The following is a 25,197-nucleotide window of genomic DNA, read 5'->3' on the forward strand; positions in this document are numbered from 1 at the left end:
CCCGGGCATGGTCGAGCCCGGCCGGTGGGGTGCACGGACCGGGCCGCGGATCGCGCGGCAGGTCCGGCGGTGTCAGGAGGTGCGGGAGGGGCGGTGTGCGCGGGGCGGGTCAGGCGGTTGCCGGCGCCGGGGTCCGCAGCGTGTCGGCGAGGGCGGTGAAGGCGCTCTCGGCGGTGGGGTCGGGGAGGATCGTGCGGTCCCACACCATGCGCAGCTGAAGCTCGGGGCCCTGGGTGACGGAGACCGCGAAGGGACCGCGTACGGCCCTGCCGTCGATAGGGATCTCACGGCCTGTCACACCGCCCAGGCGGAGCGGGGGGTGCCGGCGGACGTCGTCGACGGTCAGCATGCCGTCGAGCCGGCCGGTCCAGCCGGAGCCGGCCGCCCGGGCGGCGTGCACCACGGCGTCGAAGGGGGTGGCGGCATGGTCCAGGTCGTCCCACCAGGCTTCGGCCGTCGCGGAGGCCGCGGACGCGTCCCCGGTCACGGTGGGGAAGACCATGGTGTTGAGGAAGCAGCCGAGCACCGGCGCGGCACCGGGCGGCCGGCCGCCCCACGGGTAGCCGAGCGGCACCACATGGCCCGCCCCGAACAGCGCCGCTGCCGCCGCCCGGCAGGCGTCGAGCAGCTCGGGGAAGGGCACACCGGCGGGCGGCGCGGGCATCCGCAGCGCCGCCGAACCGCTCGGCGCCGTCCCGGCGGAGAGGGATTCCGGACGTGGCGCGGGGGCCTGTTCGCGCACCGCGCGGAGCCGTTCGCCCCAGTACGCCATGGCCGCCGGCGCGCCCGCGCGCTCCTCCGCGTCGAGCTGTAGCAGCACTGCGTCCCGGTAGGCGGCCAGCTCGGCCGCGACTTCGGCGGGCGAGGGGCCCTCGGTGCCGGGACCTTCGTCGTAGGCGGCGCCGAGTTCCCCGACGATCCGGGCCAGCGACTGGCCGTCGCACGCGGTGTGGTCCAGCACGACGGCGAGCACCTCCTCCAGGCCGTCCTGCACCAGGAACAGCCGCAGCGGCGGGCCCTGCGGGTGCCGGCCGCCCAGGGCGCGACGCAGCACGGTGGCCGCGTCCTCACCGGGCGCGCACACTGTGCGGGTCACGGGTACCTGCGGCTCCTCCAGGTGGAGTGCGGGCGTGCCGCGCTGCACGGTGAGCCGGGCGCGCAGCACGGGGTGCAGGGCGGCGAGCCGGTTCGCGGCGGCCGCGAGGCGTACGGGGTCCACCGTGCCGCGCGGGAAGGCGAAGAACATCGGCACGAGATCCGGCCGCCCGGCGGGGTCCATGGCACGCACCAGTGCAAAGCGACGCTGGGCGCCCGTGACGGGCAGCAGGAGGGCGGCCCCGTCGCCGGTGTCGAGTCGCCGGTAGCGGGCCAGGTACTGGCTCGTGATGCTGAGCACGTGATCCTCTCTTGACGTGGCGGGCACGCGTCGCCGGTGGCGAGGCGGGTGGGGAGGCCGTGAGCGAAGGCAGGCAGGCGGGGGAGGCGGGCGAGGCGCGGCGCGGTGGCCCGCCGTCAGCCGATGGACGCGGGCTCGGCCGGGTCGGCAGTGCCGGACGGGCCGGCGGTGTCGGACGGGCCGGCCTCGGCCTGCTCCGTGACGGGCAGTTCGCGCATCCGGCGCAGCGGGGAGAGCAGCAGCGGCAGCGGTACGGCCAGGAATCCGGCCGCGCACCACACCAGCGCCACCCGGGCTCCGAAGGCATCGGCCAGCGCACCGCCGGCCAGGGCCCCGAGCGGCAGGGTGCCCCACATCAGGAACCGCAGCGTGGCGTTCATCCGACCGAGCAGCCGCGGCGGGCACAGGGCCTGACGGAAGCTCACCTGAGCCACGTTGTAGACGACGGCACCGAAGAAGACCACACCGGAGCCGAGGGCGAACAGCGCCGCCCCCGCGCCGGGCACGGAGAGCGGCCACAGCAGCGCGAACGGGCCGGTGACCAGGGCGGACAGCCAGATGATCCGGGCCTGGCCGAGCCGGGCGGCGAGCCGTCCCGCGCACAGCGCGCCGGCGAGCCCGCCCACGGCGGAGGCGGCCAGCAGGAGGCCGACCACTCCGGGCGCCAGCCCCAGCACGCGGACCAGGAAGACGGACTGCGTGGCCATCAGCACAGCGGTGAAGAAGTTGGCCAGCCCGGTCGTCAGGGCGATCACCCGCAGCAGGCGGTGCCCGAAGACGAAGCGCAGCCCCTCGGCGATGTCCTGGCGCAGGGAGGCTTCCGGCCGGGGATCCGGGCGGCTCTCGGGCCGCTTGATGGCCCACAGGAAGAGCGCGGAGAGCACATAGCCGGCCGCGTCGGCGACGATGGCCAGGGCGGCCCCGAGCACCTGGACGAGACCGCCGCCGATCCCGGGACCTGCGACCTGGGCCGACGAACGGATGGTCTCCAGCGCTCCGTTGCCCGAGACCAGCTGGTCCTTGGGCAGCAGCTGGGGCAGGAAGCTCTGGTGGGCGACGTCGAAGAAGACGGTCGCCACGCCGGTGATCAGGGCGACGACGTACAGCTGCACCATCGTCAGCACACCGGCGACGGCGGCCAGCGGGATGCTCGCCATCGCCACCGCCCGCACGACATCGGCGCGGATCATCAGCGGCAGCTTGCGCATCCGGTCGACCCAGGCCCCGGCCGGCAGTCCGACCAGCAAGAACGCGGCGGTTTCCGCGGCGGTGAGCAACCCCACCTGGAAGGCGGGGGCGTTGAGCTCGAGCACCGCGACGAGCGGCAGGGCGACCAGGGTGACCTGGGCACCGAGTTGTCCGGCCGCGGCACCGGCGAGCAGGAGGCGGAAATCGCGCAGACGCAGCGGGCCGCTGGCCGCGGGTCGGGGTATGACGGGCATGTGGTCGACCATCGCGGAACGGACGATCACGGGTCAAAACCCGATGCACACTTTCGGCCGGTTTTCTTCACCATTTACGCACCGGAACCGAAAATTCTCCGCCAGATCCTCTCAACCACCGGATGACCGGCACATGTCGCCCTTCCTGGTGGGCAGGAGATTGCACGGTGGTGGCGCGGCGAGATCGGGTGATCGAGTGCAGACCGTTACGTGCCGGAATCCGACCGAAAACTGCTGCCGATGTCCGCTTATTGGTCGAAGCGTTCAGTTCATCCGCTATGGCATCCGCTACGGCATCCGCGGTCCGCGGCGCCGCTCAGGCCGGCCGGAGTTCCGCGTCGACGGCGCCGCGCAGCAGTTCGTGCGCCCGCTCCAGCGAGGTGGTGCCGCTCAGCCAGCGTTCGCTCAGGCCCTCCGCCAGCGCGGTGAGCCGCTCGGCCGCCGCGTACGGATCGGTCCCGGCGAGGGCCGGATCGGCGGCCTGGGCCTGCCGTATCAGGCCGGCGAGGTCCTCGATCCACTCGCGGGTCGCGGTGGCCAGCAGCTCCCGCAGGTCGGGGTCGAAGACGGCGGTGGCGCGCAACTCGCCCCAGGCCGCGCTGTTCTCCCTGACGTGGGGGATGTCCTGTAGTTCCAGCAGCAGGATCTCGGTGAGCTGCGTACGGGGGTCGTCGGAGGCGTCGAGGGCGGCGTCGGTGTAGCGGACCGCGCGCCGGTTGATGAACTCCAGTGTGCGGCGCAGCAGTCCGGTGCGGTCCTTGAAGTGGTAGTAGATCAGCGCGGTCGAGACGCGGGCCTCCGCGGACACCTCCTCGACGCGCAGCCCGCGCACGCCGCGCCGGGCAATCAGCCGGGCGGCGGCTTCGAGGATCTGGGTGGGCCTGTCCGGCATCGCATGCTCCCGCGGTCCGAGGAATCAAGGTGGCTTGGGTCCGATCATGCCCTGCTATCGTCCTGACCAAAATTTCAGTCAGGGGGCTGATCGTGGACATATCCCGACGTCAGACACTGCAGGCGGCGGCCGTCGCCGCCGTCGGCGGGGCCTTGGGCGCCTGCGGCACCAAGGACAGCAGCGGGCCCGCGCCGCACGGCGAGCGCGCTGTCCCCGCGGGTGCGAAGCCGGCCGGGTGGTGGCTGCCCGACGAGGCGCATCCGCACGAGGCGACCTACATGGCCTGGCCCACCCGCCGGATCTGGGGGCCGGAGGTCACCGGCGTGCGCGACGACATCGCCCGCATCGCACGGACGATCGCCGAGTTCGAGCCGGTGGCCCTGCTGGCCAATGACCAGGAGGCGCAGGAGGCCCGGCGGGCGTGCGGATCCGGGGTGGAGGTCGTCCCGGCACCCGTGGACGATCTCTGGATGCGGGACACCGGGCCGGTCTTCGTGCTCGGACCCGACGGCGTCGCCGGAGTCGATCTCAACTTCAACGGCTGGGGCAACAAGCAGGACCACGGCCGCGACAGCCGGGTGGCCCGCGCGATCCTGGACGACGAGCGCCTCACCAGGATCAAGGCACCGATCACCGCTGAAGGCGGGGCGGTGGAGGGCGACGGCCGGGGCACCCTGATGGTGACGGAGAGCTCCCTGGTCAACGACAACCGCAACCCCGGTATGTCCCGCAAGGACATCGAGCGGGAGCTCAAGGAGCTGTTCGGCGCCACCACGGTGATCTGGGTCAAGGGCGTCAAGGGCAAGGACATCACGGACTATCACATCGACGCGCTGGCACGGTTCTCCGAACCCGGCGTCGTGGTCCTGAGCACCCCGGCGAAGAACGCCCGCCCCAACGACTTCACCGGCGCCTACGAACAGGCCCGCAAGGTCCTGGACCGTGCGGTGGATGCCCGGGGGAAGCGGCTCGACGTCGTCGAGCTGCCCGAACCGGCCGACATCGGGCGCCGCGGGGAGGGGTTCCTGGCCTGCTATGCGAACTACTACGTGGTCAACGGCGGGGTCGTCATGCCCCGCTTCGGCGACAAGAAGGCCGACAGCAAGGCCGCCTCCGTGCTGCGGGAGCTGTATCCGGGACGGAAGGTGGTGCCGGTGCCCGTCGACCACCTCGGCGAGGGCGGCGGCGGTATCCACTGCTCCACCCAGCAACTCCCCAAGGCAGGCTGAACCTCACTGCCCGGGACGGCCGTCGCGGCGCTGACGTGGCTTCGGTCGTGGCAGTGCGGGGCCTCCTGCCCGGTGGCGGACTGTGGCGGACTCAGCCGCGGCGCTGCCCGCCGGCCAGCTGATTGAGCGGGCCGGCCGTCAGCGTCCCGCGCTGATCCGCCACGACCGGCAGCCGCGCCATCGTCTCCGCCGGGAGCAGGCCGGTCTGGCCGAGCACCGCGGCCTGGTCCCAGTAGATGTGCTCGCCGGAGATCAGCGCGCCGTCGAACGAGACCACCGCGATGACCGGGATCTCGACGCGCCGTCCGGTCGGCGGCACACCGGGGAGGATCCACGGCACCTCCACGTCATGGGTGAACGAGACCAGCATTTCGTCGACGATCCGCGTCCTGCCCGTGGTGCGGGTCAGCGGGGCGAGGGCGAAATCGGCCGCGTGGTGGCCCACGAACCAGCGGCGGTAGAAGTGCCGCACGGACGCCCTGCCGCGGGCGCCCATGGCCGTGGGGACATGCACCACCTCCGGGTCGTCCGACATGGTGGCCATCGTCGTGTCGAGGTCGAGAGTGCTGAACTCGCTGGTGGTGTGCAGCTCCCAGACACGCTCCCGTTCCCGGTCAGATGTGGCGGTCACGGGCGGCCTCCTCGGTCTTCCAACCCCAAGCGGTGAGCATCCCGGGGGAGAGGCCGGCGCAGCGGGGCGACGACAGATCGCGCAGGGCCCGCTCCATCTGCGCCTCGTCCACCCGCCCCGTCGCCAGGATGGCGCCCCGTGCCCGCTCCCATGTCTCGGCCCAGAAACCGCTGAGGGCACTGCCCGGCACCAACGGCGGCACCCGGATCTCGGCGGCCACCTGGCACAGGCCTTCCTCGAGCAGCAGCTGCGGGTAGTCCGGCACCCAGGAGATGTCCGTGCCGATGGTCTCCCGCAGTGCCTGCCACATCGCCCGCATGACCGCGGTGTACGGGGTGCTCGGCGCGGTGGCGGACGTCAGGTCCACGGCATCGCTGAGCACCAGCACCCCATCGTCCGCGACCAGCGACGCCAGCTTGGCGATCATGCGGCGCCATGCGCGCAGATGCATCAGGACGAATCGCGCGTGGACCAGCTGGAACCGGCCGGGATCGAAGTCCGGCGCGGTGATGTCGGCGCTCAGCGCCGACAGACCCGGTGTGCCGTCGGCCCTGAGGAACCGGGTGTCACGGTCCACCGCGAGGACCGACGTGACACCGGCCGACTCCAGCAGCCACCGTGCGAGGGTGCCGGTCCCCGCGCCCACGTCCAGGCAGTTCCAGCCGGGACCGGCTCCCAACGCAGTCAACCGGGCGGCGCTCACCTCGTCGTAGGCGAGCGCTCCCAGGTCGATACGACCGGCCTCGCCGGTCTCTTCCGGGCGGAACATGCCTTCGCCGTAGCGCCCGGCACCGGTACCCCGCACGTCCCCAGTATGACGGTGACGCTCAGGGGTTTCCTGCTGTGGTGACCAGCTCCGGGACCGGCTCCTCCGTCGGCCGCTTCCGGGGCCTTCCCCGGGCCCGCCGCAGGATCAGTTGCAGCACGAGCATCACCACGCCGGTCACCACCGCGCTGTGCCACAGCAGCGTGTCCAGCCGCCCGGCCGAGAGGTAGGCACCCGCGGCCACGGCCGCCAGCGCACACACCGCCCGGTCCACGATGCTCTCGACGGAGAGCAGGGTGGCCCGTGGCGCACCCGCCGGGATCGCGTCGTTCACCAGCTTGCGCTGGAGCGGGTAGGCGAAACCGGTGACCGCGGCGAACACGCACAGCAGGGCGACCACGGTCCAGGGCCCGCCGAGGGTGCTGCCCGCCAGCGCCGCCGCCATCGCGAGGCTGAGCAGCGAGACCCAGGCGACCGGTGACAGCCGCGAGCCCAGCCACTGCGGCCGGGCCGAGGCCACCGCCTCCGCGACGGTCATGGCGGCCAGCACGCCGCCGTGTGAGCCTTCGGGGATGCCGTGGTCCAGCAGCACCGGCTGGAAGAGGTTGACCTGGCAGATGCGCGAGAGCGTGAAGACGGCCACGCCCTGCACCATGAGCAGGGCGAGCCAGGGTGTGGCCCACACACAGCGCAGCGCCGTGGTGGCATCACGGAGGAACGTGAGTCCGCCGCGGGAGCTCTTCGCGGCCCGCTCCCGGCGGTCGTGACCGGGCGCGGTGTGCCGCGGCAGCACCATGGCGCAGACGAGCGAGCCCGCCGCGCTGGCGGCACTCAGCACATACGGCGTGGGGTGTGCGACGGCCATCAAGGGGCCGACCAGCGGCCAGCACAGCACCTTCGCGGCCAGCCCCAGCGCCCGTGCCTGCCCCTCCGCCTTCAGATAGTGCTCTCCCGCGCCCTCGGCCGCCAGGCCGTCGTAGAGATAGGCGCTGGCGGCGCCGGAGGTCAGCGAGCGGCCGGCGGCGATGGCCAGGAAGTGCACCAGGAAGCCGGTGTAGCTGGGGGCGAGGACCGGGGCCAGGTTCGCCGCGGTCATCACGACGGCACCGGCCCGCAGACAGTTGCGGGCACCGATACGGTCGGCCACCATCCCGGTCGGGATCTCGAAGAGGCAGAACGCGACGTAGTAGATGCTCTGGATGCCGAAGATCTGGCCGTCGGAGAGCCCCGCCTCCCGCTGATAGGCGTAGAAGACCGGCATCCACCACAACAGGTTGAACAGCAGCTGGAAGCCGTTGTTGAGCCTGATGATCCGGCGGGCCCGCGGTGTCAGCGGCACCCCCGCGGCCCGGGGACCGCGGGCGCCTCGCAGACCGGAGAACGGGCGGATCACAGCGCGTAGGGGCGGATCTGGACCAGGCGGAAGTCCCCCTGATCGGTCATCAGCCATTCGATGTCGAGCGGATGGTCCACATCGGTGTCGCTGAAGTGGGACTGGAGCAGCCGGCCGGTCAGCGCCAGCCGGGCCAGCTTGTCCCGGGTGGCGACGGGCAGGTCCTGCCCGGTCGAGCCGAGTGCGACGGTGCGGCCGCCGCCCTCGACCGTGTTGTACAGGTACTGGAGCGGCAGCGTCGTTCCGTCGACGACCGTCTCGGGCGAGCCGGGAGAGCAGTTGAGGTAGACGTTGCGGAAGTCCGTGCGCTTGGTCGGATTGCAGGTCACCAGGACACCGCCGAGGTCAGCGGGCACATACCGCTGGATGATCACGCCCATGTAGGTGTCGTCGAGCGAGATGCCCGCCTGGTGGCGCAGCCGGACGCTGCGCGGCGACACCAGGGAGGCCCACACCTGGCGTACCGCGTCCAGGAGTTCGTCCGGGCCGTGGACGGTGGTGACCGAGTCGTAGACCCCGGCCGCGGAGAACCCCGGCAGGTCCTCGGCGTTGGAGGAGGAGCGCACCACGAGACGGTTGGCCGCATCGGGGCCGTCGGGCAGCGCCTGGGTGATCTGGCGGGTCACCTCGTCGGGCATGGGGGTGTTCCGGATGAGCTGCTGAAGGTTCAGGCAGAGCGCGTCCACCACGTCGACGGCATCGAGTTCGAGCGCCATCTTCAGCTTGCCGATGCCCTGTTGCACGGCCGGGGAGGACGTCAGGAAGCGGTGCTGGAGGGCGAAGGGGAGGGCGATCCCGTCGGGCGCGGCGATGGTGCCGGCCACGAAGTCGGCCGCCAGCGCCTGCAGTTCCGCGGGGGTCGCGCCAGGGGTGCCCAGGCGGGCCGCGAGGTGGCCGTAGAGGTCGGCGCGGGGCGGCCTCGGCTGCCCGTAGAAGGCGGTGAGGTCGGCGGAGCGGCTGTCGAGGACGTGATGGAGCTCCCCGAGGCTGGCCGCCTTGGTGCCGTACCGGCCCTGGTCGGCGCGGCGCAGCCGGTGCAGGTACAGCGCGGGTACGTCCTCCAGCAGCGGCGGCTCCATCCGGATCCGCTGCTGGTGCCAGGCCGGGGCCTCCAGCGAGGGGACATGGGCCAGCGGGGCGAGGGTGATCTCGTCGTCCTGCACCCGGTAGCGGATCCAGGCGCCGTCCAGGCCGTCCGCCTCGACGAGGCGGTCCAGATCGCGGACGATCGCATTGGGGATGCCCCAGCCCGAGGCGAGGACATTGGTGTGCGAGAGCGGCGTACCGGGCGCGGTGTTGAGGAAGCCGGCCACCCGCGGCACATCGTCCGGCAGCGACGGCATGGCCACGATGTCGGACCAGCCGAGCTCGGCGGCCGCGGCCGCGTACTCCTCGGGGGTCCGGAAGTAGCGGAGCCGGCCGATGGCCTCGCCGGGGTTGAGCGGGGTACGGGTGCGGTTGCCGAAGAGTTCATGACCGAGGATCCGCGGCACCCGGACATCGCTGATCGCGGCGAGTTCGTGCTCCTGCCCGTGGTTCGCCGGCTTCAGCAGCAGCGGCAGCCGGCCGTCGACCCGGTGGCGGACGAAAGTGTAGAACTCCTCCAGCAGCCGGCCGTTCATGGTGTCGGCCTCGGTGGTCTCCAGGACCAGGAAAGGCCGCTCCCGTCCCTCGGCGTCCTCGTCGGTGTGCAGCGAGATCACACCCAGCAGGAAGCGGCGCTCGGGATCCATGTAGACCGAGGCGTTGAAGGCGTCCAGGCAGGAGTCCAGCGCGGCCAGCTCCATGCCGAGCACACGGGTGGCGATGTAGTTGACGTGGAACGGGTGGGTGGCGGTGTCGAGCAGATGCCAGGTGTTCTCGATGCGGTCCACCACGACCTTGAGGTACGGGTGGCCGGCCAGGACGCCGGAGAGGGTGCGGAAGAGCGGCAGGGAGAGGTTCTCGCCCACGACGGTGCGATCGGTGAGCGGGCCGGGCGCGCCGGCGGGCAGGACGGTGGTGGTCATGACTGCGCCTCCGTGGTGCCGTGGGGGAGGACCTCGGGAAGGGCGTCCACCAGGCTCCGGAAGTCGCGGATCACGGTCTCCGGATCGGTGGCCGACAGCAGGCACAGCGCCGCCATGGTGTTGGCGCCCGCGGCCGGGTCGTACACCGGCACCGACGTCCCGTCCGGGAGCGAGTTCTCGGCCACCACGGACAGCCGGCTGCCCGCACTGAGGGGCACGTTGTCGTGCACCGTCGGGAAGTCCCAGATCCGCCGGTCCGGCCAGGCTTCACCGGCCCCGTCGACGGCCAGGACGACCAGCGAGCCGGCCGCGCCGTGCGCCTCCTGCGGCGTGCGGGCCTCGGCGGGCCAGGAGACCGGACGCCCCAGCAGGTGGTCGGTGAGCATGCCGATCAGGTCCAGGCCGAAGACCTCCTCGATCTGCGGGACGGTCATCGCACCGCCGAACCGGGCGGCGGTCTCGATCACCCACATCCGCCCGTCGGCACCGAGCTTGATCTCGGTGTGCGTACCGCAGTTGCGCAGCCCCAGCGCGTCGACGGCATCGCGCGCCAGGGCCACGATGCGGCGCTGGGCGTCGTGCGGCAGCGCGGCGGGCGTGATGCCGGCGCGTTCGGTGAACGGCTCCACGGTCGGCATCCGCCCGCTGAGACAGACCGGACGGAAGTCCCCGTCCACGACGACGCCTTCGACGCTGACGTAGTCGCCCCAGCCCTCCTGGTCGAACCACTCCTCCGCGGTACCCGGCACGATCTCCTCGACGATGAAGTCCGCCCCGGCACCGGCGACATGCAGCTCGGCGTACCCCAGCTGAGCGGATTCGGCCATCACCTCGCGCGCCCGCTCCCAGGCCGCCCGTACCTCGCCGGCGCAGCGGATGGTGCGGTGCGCGGTGGAGCCGGCGCTCCAGGCGGCCTTCAGCAGCAGGGGGAAGCGGAGCGTGGCGGCCGCGTCGTGCAGATCCTGCTCGGTGGCGACGGGGCGGAACCGGGGCTGGGATATCCCCTGGTCCTGCCAGGTGCGCCGCATCATCCGCTTGTCGCGGGCGAGCGCACAGGAGTTGCCCGCCCCGGCCAGGCCGAGCTTCTCGCAGGCCTCCGCGACCGCGACGACGGCGTACTCGGAGAAGGTGACGACCGCGTCCGCGCCCACTTCCTGGGCCCGGGAGACGATCAGGGACACCAGGTCGTGTCGCTCGGGCTCGGAAGGGATCAGGACCGAAGCACACAGTCGGTCCGCGGACGCGGTAACGGACGGCGGGAGCGCGCTGAGCGCCAGCAGGTGCACTGCCGACCGTGCGGCGACCCGTGACAGGGCGTACCCCAAGGGCGGTCCGCCCTTGGCATACACGAACAGCACCTTGCTCACTGGAATCCGACTCCTCTTCATACGGGTATGGGCCATCGGACGGCCGAGGGCGCCGGATCTCACCGCCGGACGCCATGCTTCAAGCGAAGCAGCCGTGCGGCACACGGTTCCCCGCATCGGGCCGCAACCGCTCAGGCAAATGCCAGAGTTGTGGATACCGTCCATCCGCTGTGAAGGTTCCGTGATGCCGTATGGCGGCGCGGCAGCGCGGAGGCGCGCGGACGACGCCAGATCGGCCGAGAACCGGGCATGCCACGCAACGCGGAGGGATACGCATGGCGATGGCGCGCCGTCCAAACCCGTTGAACTCTTCACCACAAAAGGGGCCCGTCGTGGACGAGACCAGTCTGAAGTCGCTGCTCGAACACCTTCCGGTGTCCTGGTGGGAGGCCGACCGTGAGTTGCGTGTGATCGACAGCGGGGGAGGAGCCTTCGACGACTCGGTGACGGCCCAGCGGTTCCTCGACACCGTGCGTCAAGAGCTCCCCGAGCCCGCCGCAGCGCCCGAAACCAGCCATTGGCAGGCACAGTTCGACGGTCGTGTCTTCGATGTGAACTGGGCTCTCGGCGTGCCCCGGCAGGGCCGCTCCCGTGGCCTGGCGGTGGAGGTCGGCACCCGCGCCGCCGGTGCCCGCCGCTACGACGCCTTCGCGGACCTCGCCCCCGCCGCGGCCTTCATCCGGGACGCGGACGGGCGCTACCTCTGGGCGAACCACGCCTACGCCCATCTGTACGGGACCACACCGGAGCACATCATCGGCGAGTGCGTCGCGGACGTCGACGGGCCTGCCGACGCCGCCCAGGTCCTCGCCCTGGACCGGGAGGTCCTGGCCCGTGGCAAGCCCGTGCGGCACACCCTCACCTACCACCGCGCCGACGGCAGCAGCGGGCAGGCGGCCGGCCATCGCTTCCCCGTCAGGGAGGCGGGTCGGACCTGCGTCGCGGGCATCTACGTCGACATCAGCGACTACACCCGCGCCCTGCGCCAACGCCGGGAGGCCGAGGAGAGTCTGCATGCGCTGCGCGATCACAGCGGCCTGGCGTGCGCGCTGATCTCCGCGGGCGGACGGATCCAGCAGGCGAGCGCGGCGGCCGCCGAGTTGTTGCAGACCCGCCTGTCGGACCTCGTCGGCCGCCGTGCACACACCGTGCTGGCACCCGCCTCGGAACTACCGGGACTGCGCCGCGGCTGGCACGATCTGATAGCGCGCCGCAGCCGGCGGATCCAGACCTCCGCCGTGCTCCTGGACGGCCGCGGCCGGCAGCGCCGCGCCCGGCTGCATCTCACGACGGTCGGCCGGAGCGCGGCCCGCGCCACGAGCGTCTGGGCGGTCGTCACCCACCAGGGACTTGCCCATGACGCGCATCCTCAGCTGACGGCAAGTCAGGTCCGCATCCTGTCCCTGCTGGCCGCCGGCCGCAGCAACGCCGAGATCGCCACCTCCCTGCACCTCTCCCGGCAGACCGTCGACTACCACCTCAGCCGCCTGCGCGACCTCCTCGACGCCCCGACCAGACCCGCCCTCGTCGCCCGCGCCTATGTCCTGGGCATCCTCGACCCCCAGACCTGGCCGCCGCGCTCGGCCACGGCCTGCCATCCGCACAGCGTCACATGAGGGGTGGTACGCCGGGCCCCGTCCCCCGGGGCGGCGAAAAACTGATTGTTGGGCCACCCGGCTGATTGTGGCCGACGGGCGTTTTACTCCCCGCGGGTTGAACGGTGGTGCGGGCCGACAACGGCAGCACGATACGTGTGGCATCAGCAGGATGAAGAGGCGAGGAGCGTCGTGAGAAGAACTATGCGGGCGGGAACCATCGTCGGGGCGTGCGGCCTGGTGCTGCTCGGCAGCGGGGTCGCTCAAGCGGTGACCATTCCGGACTCCCTGCTGTCGGCGGTGACGGACGCCGATATCGGCACCGTGACCGGCACGGTCCAAGGGGTGATCTGCAACAACCGCCTCGGCCATATCCACTACAAGTCGCCGGTGCTCCTGTCGGGTCACGGCTGCATCAACGGGCCGGTGAACAGCGGCAACAGCCTGCACAGCGGTAACTTCGTCAACCACGGGAACCCGAATAACAGCGGTAATCTCGCCAACACCAACGGGTCCACCAACAGCGCCGACTCCGTCTCGGGCGCCTCGACGGGCAGCGACAACAACATTCAGCACGTCCTCGGAGTGCTCTTCCACTGATCCGGCTACAGCGCTTGACGGATACGTCGAGCTCGCGCACCGTCACACGATCGCGCGGCGAGACCGCCGGGCGATCGCCGTTTCCGGCCCCGCAAGCGAAAGAACGGCCCCCGGAAGCCGGGGGCCGTTCTTTCGGATCAGCGTGGGGTCACGAAGCCTTCTGCGTGTTGCCGCCGCCGAGGGCCTGCGCGTTATTGCTGCTCTTCGTCGTCGGGCCGGATGTCTCGTCCTTCGAGTTGGTGTTTCCGTTGGTGTTGGTCGGGCTGCCGCTGTTGTTGATGCTGCCGCCGGAGATGCGAACGTCCTGTCCCCTGGCGTTTCCGCTTCTCAGCGGCCCGTTGACGCAGAATCTGGCTCTCGGTCCGCAGCGGAACGAGGCGTTGATCCTGGAGACGGTATCGCTGTTCGTGATCCTGTCCCCGCCGGATGAACCGGCCCAGGCCACCGAGGGTGCGACCCCGCCGGCGGCCAGGAGCAGACCGCAAGCTCCTGTAATCACAACGTTGATGCGTGCCATGTTCTTCACAGTGTGCTCCTGCACCTCATGGTTGGTCCCCGGGATGTTGCTATCCCGGATGCCCGCATCCACCAAGCAGGAGCAACGGCCCGTCCCGCGTATTCACCTGTCCGACGAGGGGATTCACCGGGACGGCCGTCGACCGCACACCCCTATGCGCGTCCGGCGAGCGCTTCGGCGAGGGCGAGGATCCTGCGGGCGTCCTCGACATGCAGGTTCTCGATCAGCCTGCCGTCGACGGTGACGACCCCGCGTCCCTCGCGGGTGGCCTCGTCGAACGCGTCGATGATCTTCCGCGAGCGGGCGATCTGTTCCGTCGACGGGGCGAACACCCGGTTGCAGGGTTCGACCTGCGACGGATGGATGAGCGTCTTCCCGTCGAAGCCGAACTGCCGCCCCTGGACGCACTCGGCCTCGAACCCCTCGGGGTTCTTCACGTCGTTGTAGACACCGTCCAGGATCACCTTGCCGGACTCACGGGCCGCCAGCAGCGCCAGCGACAGCCCGGTCAGCAGCGGGGCCCGGCCGGGGACGTGCTCGGCGTGCAGTTCCTTCGCCAGGTCGTTGGTGCCCATCACCAGCACCGTGAGCCGCTCGCCGGCGGCGGCCACCGCGCGGGCGTCCAGCATCGCGCGCGGCGTCTCGACCATGGCCCACACGGCCGTATGGTCCGGAGCGCCGGCGGCCTCGAGGGCCCGCTCGACGTCCCGTACGGTCTCGGCGGAGTCCACCTTGGGCACCACCACGGCGTCCGGACCGGCCTCGGCGGCGGCCCGGAGGTCGTCGGCGTGCCACTCGGTGCCCGGCCCGTTGACCCGGATCGTCACCTCGCGGTAGCCGTACTCGCCCGAGGCCGCGGCGGCCGCGACCCGCATACGGGCCTCGGCCTTGGCCTCGGGGGCGACGGCGTCCTCCAGGTCGAGGATGAGCGCGTCGGCGGGCAGGGACTTGGCCTTCTCCAGGGCGCGTTCGTTGGCACCGGGCATGTAGAGCACGGAGCGGCGCGGCCGCAGGATCGCGTCGGACACGGTACTTACTCCTTTTCGGCCGCGGCGTAGGCGTCGCGCAGCTCGGGGTCGCGGGCGGCGAGGGCGGCGGCGAGTCCGGCGACCACCTGGCACTGCTTGTAGGTGGCGTCGTCCTGCATCTTGCCGTCGATCATCACCGCGCCGGTGCCGTCCCCCATCGCCTCGATGACCCGGCGGGCCCAGGCGACGTCGGCGGGAGCGGGCGAGAAGACCTTCTTGGCGATGGCGATCTGCACCGGGTGCAGGCTCCACGCGCCGACGCAGCCGAGCAGGAAGGCGTTGCGGAACTGGTCCTCGCAGGCGGTGGTGTCCTTGATGTCGCCGAACGGCCCGTAGTACGGCAGGATGCCGTGCGCCGCACAGGCGTCGACCATGCGCGCGAGGGTGTAGTGCCACAGGTCCTGCTGGAAGGTGGCCCGCGGCGCGGCGCCGTCCGCGCCGTGCGGGTCCTCCCGGACCAGGTATCCGGGGTGGCCCCCGCCCACCCGGGTGGTCTTCATCCGGCGGCTGGCGGCGAGGTCGGCGGGGCCGAGCGAGATGCCCTGCATCCGGGGGCTGGCGCCGGCGATCTCCTCGACGTTGGCGACGCCGGTGGCCGTCTCCAGGATGGCGTGCACCAGGATCGGCCGCCGGACCTGCGCCTTCGCCTCCAGCTGGGCCAGCAGCCGGTCGACGTAGTGGATGTCCTCGGCGCCCTCGACCTTGGGCAGCATGATGACGTCCAGTTTGTCGCCGATCTCGCTGACGAGCGTCACCAGGTCGTCCAACGCCCAGGGGGAGTCGAGGCTGTTGACCCGGGTCCACAACTGCGTGTCGCCGAAGTCCGTGGCCTTGGCGATCTTCACCAGGCCCGACCTGGCCGCTTCCTTGCGGTCGGCGGCGACCGCGTCCTCCAGATTGCCGAGCAGCACGTCCACGGTGGGCGCGATGGACGGCACCTTCGCGGCCATCTTCTCGTTGCCCGGGTCAAAGAAGTGGATCATCCGGGACGGCCGGAACGGTACCTCGCGTACCGGTGTCGGCGCCCCGACGGCCAGCGGGCGGAAGAAGTCCTTCGGAGAGCGCATGCAGTCTCCCTGGTCGGCTCGGAGGGCGGGCTGCCGCCGGGTGCCCGGCGGCGCCATTCGCGCCTCACTCTAGGCCCGCACGGCGAGAAAGCTACTGGCCAGTATGTGTGCCGTTGATCACCGTGCCGCAGCGGTCGGCGCCGGCCGCCGCTACTGGTTCCCGCCCGCCCGCGGCCCGCTCAGGCCCCCAGGCAGTCGACGAACCGCACCCGGTCACCCGCACCCTTGATGAAGTCCTGCTGGGAGTGGTTGCGCAGGCGGCACATGTCGTAACGGGCCCGGGGACCGGATCCCCCGTCCGGCTCGTACGCGTGCTGCCCGGACAGCTGGCACGAGTTGTAGCGCACGAGCGGGCCCTGGGCCCCGATGCGGTAGCGGTGCGGGCTGCTCTCCTCCGCGAAGGACTTGAACGCGTTCGCGGTGTCGTCGCAGTCGTTGAAGTGCACCGTGCCGCTGTCCCAGGCACAGTCGATCACGACGGTGTCCGGGTCGCGCACCTCGAAGCGGATGTCCTCGGCGTGGAAGCGCTGTACGGAGTCGTGGTGCGGGCCCCGCGGAAAGCGGAAGAAGGTGCTGGTGCGCCCGTAGTCGCCGGAGTCCTCGGGGCGGCGGCCGGTGACGATGTAGGAACCACCGCGGCAGGTGATGGAACCGCCGTAGGGGAACTCCAGGAAGTTGCCCCAGGCGTACTCGACCTTCATGTCGTTGAACCAGTAGTTGAGGAACTGGTCCTGCTGCGGGTGGCTCAGTGACTTTTGTGACAGGCCGGAGTACAGGAACGCCTTGCGGTAGGCGCCGCCCACCCGGCAGGCGTCCCAGCGCATCTCCGAGTTGGTGTTGCTGCCGTCGAGAGCGACTCCGTAGGTCCACTCGCCGGTCCACTCGCATTCGGTGAAGCGGTAGTCCTGTGCCTGGCCGGTCGAGTAGGAGTAGAAGAACGAGGCGCCGGGGGTGGCGGCGGCGAAGCCGATCTGCTCGAACATCACATTCGCCCAGCTGTCCTCGTTGCGGCACAGATAGGCGTTCTCGGCCTTGTGCGGGGCGAAGAGCAGCTGGGTCATGCGCTTGCCGGCGCCGCGGAACCGTAAGCCGTTGGCCTTGAGCTTTCCTCCCTGGGCGTTGAGCAGCGCGTTGGGCGCGCGGATGAGGTACGTGCCGGCCGGTATGTCGATCACGGTCCGGCCGACGTGGTCCCACACCCGGCCGGCGGCGTAGGAGTAGGCGCGGGCGAACGCCCGGCTGTCGTCGGTGCGTCCGTCGCCCTTGGCGCCGAAGTCCGCCACCACGTCGATGACGTCCTTGCCCTTGGGCTTGTGGCCGGTGACCACGGGGGCCTTGGCGTCGTCGGAGGACTGCCGGGAGGCAGGGGACGGCTGGGAGTCGCACCCGGTGAGGGCGGCGGCCAGCGCGGCGGCCGTGCCCGCCAGCATCGTCCGGCGGGTGGCGTCACCGGTTGACGGGGAGGTTCTGCCTGCCATGATGTTGCTCCTTCGGGGGGTCCATTCATCAGGTGGGGGACATGAGCCAGTTCGGGTATGCGATCGGACAGCTGTCGACGGCCCAGAAATCAGCGAAGGGGGTGTCCCTCTACTCGCGCTATGTGAACCGGCCGGCCGGACGGGTGTTGGCTGCCGCGGGCTACACCCTCAAATTGACGCCCAATCAAGTCACCATGATCAGTGCGGTGTTCACCTTCGTCGGCGTGGTCATGATTGCGACGCTGCGCCCCTCGCCCGCTGTGGCGGCCGGGATATTCGCGGCCCTGGTATTCGGCTTCGCCCTCGACTCCGCCGACGGGCAGCTCGCCCGGCTGACCGGAAACGGCAGCGCCGCGGGGGAGTGGCTGGACCATGTGGTCGACTGCGCGAAGATGCTGGCCCTCCACATGGCCGTGCTTCTCTCGTTCTACCGCCACTTCGGCTTCTCCGACCCTCGCTATCTGCTGATTCCCGTCGCGTTCCAGTTCGCCGCGGTGATGGTCTTCTTCGGCGGCATCCTCACCGAACAACTCAAACGCGCCGACCGGCTGAAGAGCGGCGTCGGCCCCGCGCCCGCGGCACCGGCTTCCACGCTGCGCTCCGTCGCGCTGCTTCCCGTCGACTACGGGGTGTTCTGCGCGATATTCCTGTCGTTCGGCAGCCGGGAGGTGTTCATGGTGCTGTACTGCGCTCTGTTCGCCGCCCATGTCCTCTTCATGGTGGCCTTCCTGGTCAAGTGGTACCGCGAATTGTCCGCCCCCGGCGGCTGACGGGCCGGGGACGGACAATTCACCAGGGCGAGCGGCCCGGACAGGGCACCGGGCCGCCGCAACCGGTCACGCGGAATTCGCGAGCCCGTCGAGCACCTTGCGCAACAAGGAGCTGGAGGTGTGCACGGTGTAGGGGAAATAGATCACATCGACCCCGACCGTCGCGAAATCCCGTTCGAGCTTGTCGCCCTTGCTCGTCCCCCGCCAGTCGTCGCCCTTGAAAATGACGTCGAACCGCACCTGCTGCCAGGTCTCCAATTTGTCGGGCACCGTCTCGACGAACGCCGCGTCCACGAACCGGACACTGCGGACGATCTCCAGCCGCTCGGTGAGCGGAATAACCGGTGCCTTCCCCTTGGCCTGCGTGGCCATTTCGTCCGACACCACACCCGCCACCAGATAGTCGCACTGGCTCTTGGCGTGCCGGAGAATGTTCAGGTGCCCGACGTGGAAAAGATCGTAGACCCCGGGCGCATAACCTACTCGGTGTGTCTGTGTCATGTACCCCCCACTCGCCCTGCGGTCAGTTTCTGGCGGTCACATAGACCGGGCCGTTGCGCCCCGAGACATTGGTGCCGTCGGTGACCTCGATCGAGTAACGGTGCTGGGACCCGGGCTCCACGGTGTCCGTGAAGCTCATGTCGGGCCGGCTCCAGTAGCGCGAGTCCTGGTCGAGCGAGGTCAGATAGGTGCCGTCGCGGTAGATCTTGTAGGTCAGGACGCCGTCGTCCCGGTCCCACGAGGCCTTCCAGTTCAGCGTGATCTTGCCCCGGGACCTGCTCGCGCCGCTGAGCAGCGGCACCTGCGGCGCCCCGGTGTCCGGACCCGCGGCGAACCGGGTGAGGCCCTGCTGCGGCGCGTCATTGACGGTGGTGAACTCGCCCCCCGCCCACAGGATGCCGTCCGCCGCGGTCAGCGCCCGCGGGCCGATCTGCTCGCCGATCCCGTCGTTGGTGTCCGGGAACCACGGCAGGATGGTCTTGTCGGAGATCGACTGCGCCAGGAAGTGCTGGCGGTTGTTGATGTCCGTGAAGCCGCCCGGGGTGTTGGAGCAGTCGTGGGCGTGCGAACCGCTGTAGAGCACGCCCTTGTACGGCAGCACCGCCTGGGTGGCGCCCAGGCAGGTGTCCTTCCACAGCTGCGCGCCGTCGGCCAGCCGCCCGGCCGCCCGGCCGTCGAAGACCCCGCCGCCGGTGCCCTCGGCGCCCAGGTAGAAGTTGGTGCCGTCGTTGACGAGCGTCTTGACGGCGGACCGGTTGGGGATCCAGCCGGTGAAGGAGTTGACGACCTTGCCGGTGGTCGCGTCCAGCCCGGCCAGCGCGTGCACGCCGAACAGGCTCCCGTTCACCGAGGTGAACCGGCCGCCGATGATGACCTTGTTGAGCTGGGGCGCGACCGTGATGGCGTTGACCCCCGGTGTGGGGTCGTTGCCGATCGAGGAGCCACGGATCGTCGCCTTGAACGGCAACAGCGTGCTGTCGGGCCGCAGTGCGGCGATCCGCTCGCGGGTCTGGCCCTGGACGGTGGCGAACCCGCCGCCGATGTAGACGGTGTCGTCGGTGACGTCGATGGCCCGTACGGTCGAGCTGACCGTCGGCTTCCAGTCCGCGCCGATCGTGCAGTCGGCGGTGTCGAGGGCGGCCGTGTTGGACCGCCCCACGGTGCCGGCCTTCCCGAACGAGCCCCCGATGTAGATCACCGAGCCGTCGGGCGAGGCCTTCATGGCCCGGATGGTGCCCGTGCCGCCGGTGAACGCCGGGGCGCACGGCAGCGGTTCACCGGTCTTGGCGTCGAAGGCCGCGAAATTCGTGCGGGCGACCTCACCGGTGCCCGGGGCGGCGCCCGGCGGCCGGATGTGGCTGAACGTGCCTCCTACGTACACGATGCCCTTGGCGTAGGCCATGGCCCACACGATGCCGTCGGTCTGCCAGGTGCTCAGCGGATCGGCGGTCAGTGTGGTTTCGCCGGTGGCCTGAGCGGGACCGGCGGAAAGTGCCGTTGCTGCGGTACCCAGTACCGCGGCCGCGAGCAAGAGATGGACGGGTCTGCTTCTTTGGCGCACAGGTCCCCCCTGGAAGCATGGCGCGATGGGAATTGTCAGGATAGGAAGCGGGAACGAGACGAGTTCTGTGCGGAAATGAGCCCAGTGTTCATCGCGAGTTTTCCGAACCACGCTTGCGTAGCGCCCCGAAGAACTCCCCTACCCCCAGCGGCAAACGATAGCGCCAGACGGCGGCGCCGAAAGCCCCAATGGACAAAACAATTCCCAAGAACGCACCAGGAGCGTTGTCCCCGAGAAATGTCCGCATGGCGAACACCGGGAGCGCCACCGCCACGACGCCGACCAGCGCGGCGTACGCATAACCGCGGTCGACGGTGCCGAAGCCCAGCCGGTAGCGGGCCAGCAGCGCCGAGGCGCCGTTGTCCACCACGATCGCCAGGCCCCAGGAAACGGCGGCCCCCAGCACCCCGTACCGCGGCACCAGCCATACCGCGCTGGCGAGTTGGACCACGAACGCGGCGCCGGCGACAGTCAGATTCCAGACACTCCGTCCCGCCATGAGGATGACCGTCTGCGCGTTGCCCACACCGACGTTGACCAGGCAGGCCGCCGCCAGCACCACCAGGCCCGGCGCACCTCCGGAGAAGCCGGCCCCGAAGAGCGACAGCACGGTGCGTGGGTAGGCGGCGAGGACCAGGAACACCGGCCAGGAGAAGAGCGCGATCCAGCGTGTCGACAGCCGGTGCAGATGATGGGCCCCGGGCGCGTCGCCGCCCGCGAGAAGACGGCTGATCTGGGGCGCGACCGCCAGCCGGATCGCCAGTTGGAGCAGACTCCCCGCGGTGACCAGACGGCCGATCGCCGTGTAGACACCGGCCTCGGTGGCGGTGCCCAGCACCGAGAGCAGGATCACACCGATCCACACCGCGGTGATGTCGAAGACCGAGGAGACCGCCCGCGGACCGGCGAAGGCCCAGAACTCCCGTGCCTGCGGCGGCGGCCGGCCGGTGCCCGGGTGCGTACGGCAGGACCTGCGCAGCGATATGCCCGCGGCCACCGCCCCCAGTACCCCCGGCACGAGCCAGGCCGCGGAGAGCGCGGCCACGCTCGGCGCGAGCAGCACCAGCGGCACGGCGAGCAGTACGCGCAGCGCCGGTTTGCCGATCTGCTCCACGCCCACGAAGGGCACCACCGACCCGAACCCCCGGGTGGCTCCGAGCAGCACCAGCGCCACCGTCGTCACCGGCAGGAACACCGCGAACAGCCGCATCAGCGCGGCGGCTTGGCCCGGCTCCAGATCGGGCAGCAGCAGACCGGCGAGCCCGGGGGAGAACAGCAGCACCGCCGCCCCGGCGGCGCTCGCCAGCAGCGTCGGCAGCACGGAGATCCGCAACAGCCCCGGTGCACCGGCGCCGCCGCTGAGTTCGAGGTCCCGGGAGACGAAGCGGACCAGGGCGGTATCGGCCCCCAGCTTCAGCGCATTGCTCAGGATGGTGAAGGCCGCGACACCGGTGAAGACCGCACCGGCCCCGCGGGCCCCGAGCCCGTGGGTGACGACCGCGACGAGGACGAACCCGAACACCGCGTTCGCGGCCGAGCCCGCCAGGCCGAAGAGACTGCCGCGTGCGGTCGTGCCGACCCCGCGCCCGGCGGCCGCGGCCGCTCCCGTTGCCGTCGGCGCGGGCCGGTCGCCGGGGCCGGCCGGGCGGATGGCCGTCACCTGCGCAGCGAGGTGGTGTCGACGTCGAGGGACGTTCCGGCCGGCGCCGCGGGACCGGACCCGGGCGGGACCGGGCCGGGCAGCTGAGGCGGTGCCACCACGGCGGCGTGCGGGCGGCTCCGGCCGCGCTTGCGGCGGGTCGGTCCGCCGTCCGACAGCCGGCGCAGCGACGGCCCGCGGCTGCCCTTGTCCAGGACGGCGCCCAGGATGTGCCCGCCGGCCCCGGTGATCAGCTCCCACACCCGGTCCAGATCGTCCCGGCGGACCTCGGTCAGATCGCAGACCACCACGACGCCCGCCGCCTGCTTGGCGACGGCCAGCCCGTCCGCATGCGACAGCAGCGGCCCGGTGACCACCACGACGTTCTCGTTGGGTCCCGACGGCTCGTTCAGCAGCCGGGCGAACTGCGGTGAGGACAGGGCGCGTCCGGGGTTGGGCACCTCGCGGCCGGGCAGCAGATCGAAGCGCCCGTCGACGCCCGCGTCCACGGCGAGCCGCTCCCCGTCCGCCCAGCTGCCCGGCACCGGTCGGCCGTGACCGGGGTGCAGCGGGAGCCGCTGGGCCAGTCGGGGAGTACGCAGATCGGCCTCGACCAGCAGGATGTCGTTGCCGATCTCGGCGAACGCACCGGCCAGGTTGACCGCGACCGAGACGGCATCCGCGTTCTCCCGGGGGGCGACGATCAGCAGGCTGCCCCGCCCGGCGAACCGCTGGTCGTGCACCAGCCGGAAGGCGATCGTGCGGTAGGCCTCCGCACGGTTGCCGCGGCCGCTCCGGCCGACCTCCAGCAGTTCCGTACTGTCCTGCCGGCGCGGCAGAATGCCCAGCACCGGTGCCCGCAGGTTGTCCTGCACATCCGCCACCGACCGGACCCGCGGTTCCAGCACCGAGCGGACCCAGGCCGCCAGAATGCCCAGGACGAGACCGATCACGGCCCCGGTGAGCAGCAGCATGACGAGACCGGGGCTGGACGGGAAGGCCGGGGGATCGCCCTTGCGGACGATGTCGCCCGGTGTGGTGTCGAGGGACTTGAGGCTGGATATCCGGCCCTGGAGATCCGCTATCTCCGACACCAGATTGCTGCGCTCGGACTCGTCGGTGGCCCGCCCCGCCCCGCCGCTCGCGCCCGCGATCCGCCGGTCCAGCACCTTGCGCTGTTCCTGAAGGGGCTTCAGTTCCGTGCCGAGCTTGCTGACGGTCTTGTCGATCCGCTGGGTCGCGGCGTCCTGCCGGTAGTCGAGGTATGCATGCACAAAGGCGTTGACGAGCGCGGACGCCCGGTCCGCGGAGTCCGCGCTGTACTCGAACATCAGGGTCTGGGTCTCGGGTGGATTGCTCACCCGCAGATCGCGCTGGAGCCCGGCCGGATCGGTGCGGATCCCCAGGGATTTCGCCGCGGCGGTCGCGACCGAGGCGCTCTGCGCGATCTGCCGCTCGGTGCCCATGCTGATCTGCTTGTCCGCCGAGACACCGCCGGCCTCGAAGGGCGCCGTACTGATCGCATGCACCACCACCTCACCGGTCGCCGTGTACGTCGAGCCGCCCAGCACGGACACGGCGGCGCCGCCGAGCATGCCCAGCACCAGCCCGAGCACCAGCAAAGCGCGATAGCGGAAGAGCTGGCGCAGCTGGTCGCGGATCTGGTCCGGCTCCTCCGCGGGCTCGTCGAAGACGCTCACGTACGTGCTCCTCCTGTGGGTAGAGACAAGGCGTCGCGCTGCGCCCGGGGCGCCGGTGCGGTCGCGGGCTGCGCCGCGGACGACGGCAGGGCCCGGCGTCCCGCCTTACGGGTGATCAGTAGCGGGATGCACACCAGCAGCGCCAGCGGGCCCACGATGGCCATGAGACTGCCGCGCAGCAACACCAGCTGGTAGAAGCCGAACGCCGGTACCAGCAGCGCCGCGAGGGTGCCCCGGCGCCGCCGCAGCCGGTGCCGGAGGTGGTCGATGCGCCGTCCCACCGCGCCGATCAGGCCGAACACCGCGATGACGGACGGGAAGCCGGCCCACATATAGGTCTCGACCCACAGCGGCGCGGACAGATTGGTGAAGGTGTAGCCCGCGTGCCGGGCGAGGAGGATCCCCGCGTCGTCGGGCTTGCCGGGCCATGCGGCGCGCGGCACGAAGAACAGTGGAGGCCCCAGTGCGGCCGTCGGGGTGAAGCCGTGGGTACGGGCGTAGTCCACGCCCGTCTGGATCTGCTGGAACGCGTCATAGTCGCCGTTGGAGGTGAACTGCTCGGCGAGCGAGACGACATGGACGGGTTCGCGTTTGTCGTAGCGGAAGTAGTCGCTGTACGGGAAGACCACCAGCACGACGGCCGCCACGCCCGCCGCACCGAAGCGGAAGGCCCGCGGCCCGCGCAGCCAGGACGCGCTGAAGACCAGCGCCAGCAGAACCGTTCCGGCCCAGAAGCGCGGCTGGCTGATGGGGTTGTTGACCACGACGTTCACCGCGATCATCAGCGGCAGCAGCAGCCACCGTAACCCGCGCAGGGTCCGGTCGCCCTTGGTGAACCGCGGCACATGCAGCAGCGCCACCAGCGCCCAGAACGCCGGTACCGAAAGCGCCCAGGCCGCCATCGCCCGGTCCGCCGACCCGGCCGGTGCCGCCTGCGCCGCGGCCTCGTTGGCGGCCTGCCGGCTGAGGAAGAACGCCGACAGCCCGCCCTGACCGGGAATCAGCACGACCGCCAGCAGCAGCGCCAGCCCGCACAACAGCAGCACCCGCCCCGGCGACAGCCGCCGGGCCAGGACCGGTTCGAGGAACGTGGACGTACGCGCCGACCGCCACGACGCGAGCGCCGAGCCCGCGCTGTAGGCCAGGAGTCCGGTCTCCACCACGGCCGTGGTCACGAACGCGGTGTTCGCGTCGACGACGAACCCCCGCGGATAGGCGTCCGTCGCGAGCATGGCCAGCGGCGCCAGCCCCAGCCAGACGTACGAGAAGAGCCAGAAGCCGAAGGCGATCACCCGGGCCCGGACATCTGTCAGCACCCGGGCCAGCGCCGCACCGGTGTGCACCACCACCACGCACTGCACGGCGAGCGCGGCACCGAAGCGGGCGTCCAGCGACTGAAGGATCAGTACCGGCAGCAGTACCACCAGCAGCAGCGCCCAGCAGCACAGTGCGGCGATTCCGCGTACCGGCGTCATGGCACCGGGCCGATTCCCGCGCAGCATCCGCCCACCTCCCCCCAAGTCCCCACCAGCGAGCACAATGTAAGGGACATCGGGAAACAAGGTCGCCTTCGGGACACAATCGCAACCCAAATCACAGCCCGCGGGCCCCGGCGG

Annotated in this window: 21 protein-coding genes; 4 read left to right on the forward strand and 17 right to left on the reverse strand. The window is 71.1% G+C overall.

Annotated elements, in window-relative coordinates; translation table 11 throughout:
- Positions 1-109: 109 nt before the first annotated feature.
- The 3 genes from K7C20_RS34865 to K7C20_RS34875 all read right to left on the reverse strand — a co-directional run bounded on the left by K7C20_RS34865 (position 110) and on the right by K7C20_RS34875 (position 3,730).
- Positions 110-1,396 (reverse strand): condensation domain-containing protein, encoded by a 1,287-nt coding sequence (locus K7C20_RS34865; protein ID WP_053208644.1) that lies wholly within the window; start codon positions 1,394-1,396, stop codon positions 110-112.
- Between the two features lie 116 nt (positions 1,397-1,512).
- Positions 1,513-2,838 (reverse strand): MFS transporter, encoded by a 1,326-nt coding sequence (locus K7C20_RS34870; protein ID WP_053208656.1) that lies wholly within the window; start codon positions 2,836-2,838, stop codon positions 1,513-1,515.
- A gap of 316 nt (positions 2,839-3,154) precedes the next feature.
- Entirely contained in the window at positions 3,155-3,730 is a 576-nt protein-coding gene (locus K7C20_RS34875) for a TetR/AcrR family transcriptional regulator (protein WP_053208643.1), read from the reverse strand.
- A 92-nt stretch (positions 3,731-3,822) separates the two neighbouring features.
- Between K7C20_RS34875 and K7C20_RS34880 the strand changes: the two genes are divergently transcribed.
- Complete coding sequence (locus tag K7C20_RS34880; protein ID WP_030079279.1) at positions 3,823-4,959, forward strand: agmatine deiminase family protein; 1,137 nt, start codon at positions 3,823-3,825, stop codon at positions 4,957-4,959.
- Between the two features lie 91 nt (positions 4,960-5,050).
- Here K7C20_RS34880 and K7C20_RS34885 read toward each other — a convergent pair whose 3' ends face one another.
- From K7C20_RS34885 to K7C20_RS34905, 5 genes are read right to left on the reverse strand one after another with little or no spacing between them, the layout of a single operon-like run.
- Positions 5,051-5,590 carry a nuclear transport factor 2 family protein gene (locus tag K7C20_RS34885; RefSeq protein ID WP_053208642.1) on the reverse strand — a complete coding sequence of 180 codons (540 nt, stop codon included), beginning with the start codon at positions 5,588-5,590 and terminating at the stop codon, positions 5,051-5,053.
- Positions 5,574-6,395 (reverse strand): class I SAM-dependent methyltransferase, encoded by an 822-nt coding sequence (locus K7C20_RS34890; protein WP_078952886.1) that lies wholly within the window; start codon positions 6,393-6,395, stop codon positions 5,574-5,576. Before K7C20_RS34890 ends, K7C20_RS34885 begins: the two co-directional genes overlap by 17 nt.
- A gap of 22 nt (positions 6,396-6,417) precedes the next feature.
- Complete coding sequence (locus K7C20_RS34895) at positions 6,418-7,749, reverse strand: MFS transporter (protein ID WP_078952885.1); 1,332 nt, start codon at positions 7,747-7,749, stop codon at positions 6,418-6,420.
- A complete protein-coding gene (locus K7C20_RS34900) occupies positions 7,746-9,758 on the reverse strand; it encodes a PEP/pyruvate-binding domain-containing protein (protein ID WP_053208641.1) in 2,013 nt (670 codons plus the stop codon). The genes K7C20_RS34895 and K7C20_RS34900 overlap by 4 nt, the downstream gene beginning before the upstream one ends.
- Positions 9,755-11,125, reverse strand: coding sequence for an ATP-grasp domain-containing protein (locus K7C20_RS34905; protein WP_030079267.1), 1,371 nt, complete (start codon positions 11,123-11,125; stop codon positions 9,755-9,757). Before K7C20_RS34905 ends, K7C20_RS34900 begins: the two co-directional genes overlap by 4 nt.
- A gap of 332 nt (positions 11,126-11,457) precedes the next feature.
- Between K7C20_RS34905 and K7C20_RS34910 the strand changes: the two genes are divergently transcribed.
- Both K7C20_RS34910 and K7C20_RS34915 read left to right on the forward strand, forming a co-directional pair.
- Complete coding sequence (locus K7C20_RS34910) at positions 11,458-12,741, forward strand: helix-turn-helix transcriptional regulator (RefSeq protein WP_053208640.1); 1,284 nt, start codon at positions 11,458-11,460, stop codon at positions 12,739-12,741.
- A 183-nt stretch (positions 12,742-12,924) separates the two neighbouring features.
- The gene (locus K7C20_RS34915; RefSeq protein ID WP_030079261.1) at positions 12,925-13,320 is read left to right on the forward strand and encodes a hypothetical protein; all 396 of its coding nucleotides are present in this window, start codon (positions 12,925-12,927) and stop codon (positions 13,318-13,320) included.
- A gap of 148 nt (positions 13,321-13,468) precedes the next feature.
- On the opposite strand, the gene K7C20_RS34920 is transcribed toward K7C20_RS34915, so the two are convergent.
- From K7C20_RS34920 to K7C20_RS34935, 4 genes are all read right to left on the reverse strand, one after another.
- Positions 13,469-13,837: a hypothetical protein gene (locus tag K7C20_RS34920; RefSeq protein ID WP_245170973.1), complete on the reverse strand. Its 369-nt coding sequence runs from the start codon at positions 13,835-13,837 to the stop codon at positions 13,469-13,471.
- 152 nt (positions 13,838-13,989) lie between these two features.
- Positions 13,990-14,865: an HpcH/HpaI aldolase/citrate lyase family protein gene (locus tag K7C20_RS34925; protein ID WP_280921977.1), complete on the reverse strand. Its 876-nt coding sequence runs from the start codon at positions 14,863-14,865 to the stop codon at positions 13,990-13,992.
- 5 nt (positions 14,866-14,870) lie between these two features.
- On the reverse strand, positions 14,871-15,932 hold the full coding sequence (locus K7C20_RS34930; protein WP_030079254.1) for an HpcH/HpaI aldolase/citrate lyase family protein: 1,062 nt from the start codon (positions 15,930-15,932) through the stop codon (positions 14,871-14,873).
- A 179-nt stretch (positions 15,933-16,111) separates the two neighbouring features.
- Complete coding sequence (locus tag K7C20_RS34935; protein WP_245170969.1) at positions 16,112-17,410, reverse strand: glycoside hydrolase family 55 protein; 1,299 nt, start codon at positions 17,408-17,410, stop codon at positions 16,112-16,114.
- A gap of 41 nt (positions 17,411-17,451) precedes the next feature.
- On the opposite strand from K7C20_RS34935, the gene K7C20_RS34940 reads away from it, so the two are divergent.
- Complete coding sequence (locus K7C20_RS34940; RefSeq protein WP_030079250.1) at positions 17,452-18,180, forward strand: CDP-alcohol phosphatidyltransferase family protein; 729 nt, start codon at positions 17,452-17,454, stop codon at positions 18,178-18,180.
- 66 nt (positions 18,181-18,246) lie between these two features.
- On the opposite strand, the gene K7C20_RS34945 is transcribed toward K7C20_RS34940, so the two are convergent.
- The 5 genes from K7C20_RS34945 to K7C20_RS34965 form a co-directional block, all read right to left on the reverse strand.
- Positions 18,247-18,681, reverse strand: coding sequence for an adenylyltransferase/cytidyltransferase family protein (locus tag K7C20_RS34945; protein ID WP_030079248.1), 435 nt, complete (start codon positions 18,679-18,681; stop codon positions 18,247-18,249).
- A 22-nt stretch (positions 18,682-18,703) separates the two neighbouring features.
- Entirely contained in the window at positions 18,704-20,242 is a 1,539-nt protein-coding gene (locus K7C20_RS34950; protein WP_030079246.1) for a PQQ-binding-like beta-propeller repeat protein, read from the reverse strand.
- Between the two features lie 88 nt (positions 20,243-20,330).
- Positions 20,331-21,902 carry an oligosaccharide flippase family protein gene (locus K7C20_RS34955; RefSeq protein WP_053208639.1) on the reverse strand — a complete coding sequence of 524 codons (1,572 nt, stop codon included), beginning with the start codon at positions 21,900-21,902 and terminating at the stop codon, positions 20,331-20,333.
- The gene (locus K7C20_RS34960) at positions 21,899-23,581 is read right to left on the reverse strand and encodes a tyrosine-protein kinase domain-containing protein (protein WP_053208638.1); all 1,683 of its coding nucleotides are present in this window, start codon (positions 23,579-23,581) and stop codon (positions 21,899-21,901) included. Before K7C20_RS34960 ends, K7C20_RS34955 begins: the two co-directional genes overlap by 4 nt.
- A complete protein-coding gene (locus K7C20_RS34965) occupies positions 23,578-25,083 on the reverse strand; it encodes a hypothetical protein (protein WP_107083333.1) in 1,506 nt (501 codons plus the stop codon). The genes K7C20_RS34960 and K7C20_RS34965 overlap by 4 nt, the downstream gene beginning before the upstream one ends.
- Positions 25,084-25,197: the final 114 nt, after the last annotated feature.

This window comes from Streptomyces decoyicus (assembly GCF_019880305.1).
In the GTDB taxonomy this organism is placed as follows: Bacteria; Actinomycetota; Actinomycetes; order Streptomycetales; family Streptomycetaceae; genus Streptomyces; species Streptomyces decoyicus.

Excerpts from the sequence above, each read along its gene's own strand:
- K7C20_RS34870 (WP_053208656.1), bottom strand. The coding sequence starts at position 2,838 with ATGCCCGTCATACCCCGACCCGCGGCCAGCGGCCCGCTGCGTCTGCGC.
- K7C20_RS34875 (WP_053208643.1), bottom strand. The coding sequence starts at position 3,730 with ATGCCGGACAGGCCCACCCAGATCCTCGAAGCCGCCGCCCGGCTGATT.
- K7C20_RS34900 (WP_053208641.1), bottom strand. The coding sequence starts at position 9,758 with ATGACCACCACCGTCCTGCCCGCCGGCGCGCCCGGCCCGCTCACCGAT.
- K7C20_RS34915 (WP_030079261.1), top strand. The coding sequence starts at position 12,925 with ATGCGGGCGGGAACCATCGTCGGGGCGTGCGGCCTGGTGCTGCTCGGC.
- K7C20_RS34920 (WP_245170973.1), bottom strand. The coding sequence starts at position 13,837 with ATGGCACGCATCAACGTTGTGATTACAGGAGCTTGCGGTCTGCTCCTG.
- K7C20_RS34930 (WP_030079254.1), bottom strand. The coding sequence starts at position 15,932 with ATGCGCTCTCCGAAGGACTTCTTCCGCCCGCTGGCCGTCGGGGCGCCG.
- K7C20_RS34935 (WP_245170969.1), bottom strand. The coding sequence starts at position 17,410 with ATGGCAGGCAGAACCTCCCCGTCAACCGGTGACGCCACCCGCCGGACG.
- K7C20_RS34940 (WP_030079250.1), top strand. The coding sequence starts at position 17,452 with ATGAGCCAGTTCGGGTATGCGATCGGACAGCTGTCGACGGCCCAGAAA.
- K7C20_RS34945 (WP_030079248.1), bottom strand. The coding sequence starts at position 18,681 with ATGACACAGACACACCGAGTAGGTTATGCGCCCGGGGTCTACGATCTT.
- K7C20_RS34965 (WP_107083333.1), bottom strand. The coding sequence starts at position 25,083 with ATGCTGCGCGGGAATCGGCCCGGTGCCATGACGCCGGTACGCGGAATC.